This window comes from Eggerthella sp. AM16-19 (genome assembly GCF_003474385.1).
Lineage (GTDB): Bacteria > Actinomycetota > Coriobacteriia > Coriobacteriales > Eggerthellaceae > Senegalimassilia.
Map to the genome: position 1 here is coordinate 1 of NZ_QUCY01000050.1, position 1,581 is coordinate 1,581.

At 70.6% G+C, this 1,581-nt stretch carries 1 protein-coding gene; it reads right to left on the reverse strand.

The window, feature by feature from the left end; translation table 11 throughout:
• Positions 1-23 precede the first annotated feature (23 nt).
• Positions 24-1,463 carry a UPF0236 family transposase-like protein gene (locus DW178_RS11065; protein WP_158574198.1) on the reverse strand — a complete coding sequence of 480 codons (1,440 nt, stop codon included), beginning with the start codon at positions 1,461-1,463 and terminating at the stop codon, positions 24-26.
• Between the last annotated feature and the right edge of the window lie 118 nt (positions 1,464-1,581).

Below are 1,581 nucleotides of genomic sequence, written 5' to 3' on the forward strand. Positions count from 1 at the left end.
GACGGCGTAAAGTTGATGGGGGTTCAGATTCTCCTATCCAGGTTCGCCATGCCCTTGCGAAGGGCGTAGGCCTTGCCGGCGTCCATCCTGCCCGTGTCCGCCTGGTGCGGCGGAAGATAGCCGGAGCCGGCCGTCTGCGGTATTGTACCAGCCGAGCCGCCTCTCTCGTAGAAGGAAAGCTCCTTGCTCTCCCGGAGCCGCGCCCTTCGCGCGCCCATCGACCGCTCGCGGGTCATGCGCGGCACCTCGCGGCCGCTCGCGCGCCTGCTGACGATGCGCGCCATGTCCGACGCGCCGCGCAGCGACCACGCGCATGGGAAGGAGTCCATGCGCACGCCGTAGAGGTGCTGGTTCTCGGACTCCATCGTGCCCAGGGACGGGCCGTCGACGGCTATCGCGTCGGCGTTGCCCTCGAGATACGATATCACGCTCCTGGCCTGCTTCTCCCTGGCGAGCCCCAGGCCGAGGCACGCCTTCAGCAGCGCGATGGCGGGCCCCTTGTCGCCGTCGGCGATGCAGTCGATCACGTTCCAGGCCATCTCCGGCTCGGCGAAGCACGACAGCACCGCGCGGTTGACGTGGAAGGGGTCGAGGTGGAACGTGACCTCGGCCCCGGGGATGAACCTCGGCGCCGCCGAGCACCACGCCTCGCCGTCGGCGCCCAGATGCACGCGCTTGATCTTCGCCAGGTCGAATCTGCGGCCGATGGCGGGGACGGCCTCGGACCACACCTCGTCCGGGCTCGCGATGCAGGCGTGGTGGACGGCGTTCCTGCGCACGACCTTCTTGCCGCGGGCCTCTTTGCCCTGGTAGGCGCAGACCGCCTTCACCTCGGCGCGCCTCGGGCCGCCCTCGCCGCGGCGCTGCAGGCTGAACCAGGTGCCGTCGGCCTCCATGCAGATCTCCTCGGCGGACAGCTCCGCCTCCGGGACCACCCCGGACCCGTACAGCGATTCCGCCGCCGACCTGTCCTCCTCGGCGCAAAGCGATCCGGCGTCCCGCATGCAGCGCATCACGGTCGTCGCCCGCACGCGCGAGCCGTGCCGGGCGAGCAGCCGGGCGGCCCTGGCGTAGGAGACGTGCGCCGCGGCCTCGACCAGGAAGCCTGCCGCGCCCGGCGAGACCCTCGCGCCGTAGGGGATGTCGAGCGCGTCCGCCAGCAGGTAGACGTCGCAGCCGAACCGGTCCCGGTAGCGCCTGATGGAGAAGGAGACGTCGCCGATCTCGGTGGCGAGGGTGCGCGCGCGGACGTCGTGCGCGCGCAGGCCGCGCGGCCTGCCGCCCATGAGCCGCGCGTCGTAGGCCTCCAGCGCGAGGCCGAGCGCCTCGGCCATGCAGCCGTGGCCCAGGTCGATGGCCTTGGACTCGATCGCGGCGAAGTCCTCCGGGCCGAAGGCCAGGTCGAGGAACATCTCCGCAAGCGCGGCTATCGCGCGCGCCCGGGGATTGGTAGAATCGTCCATGCGGGTTCTCCTATTTCCTTCAGTTGTCGTTAACCAAAGGATAGGGGAACCCGTTCCCTTTTTGCGGGCCGGCTCGTCGGGCGGCCTTGCGGCCGCCCTCATCGCCGACGCGGCTTAC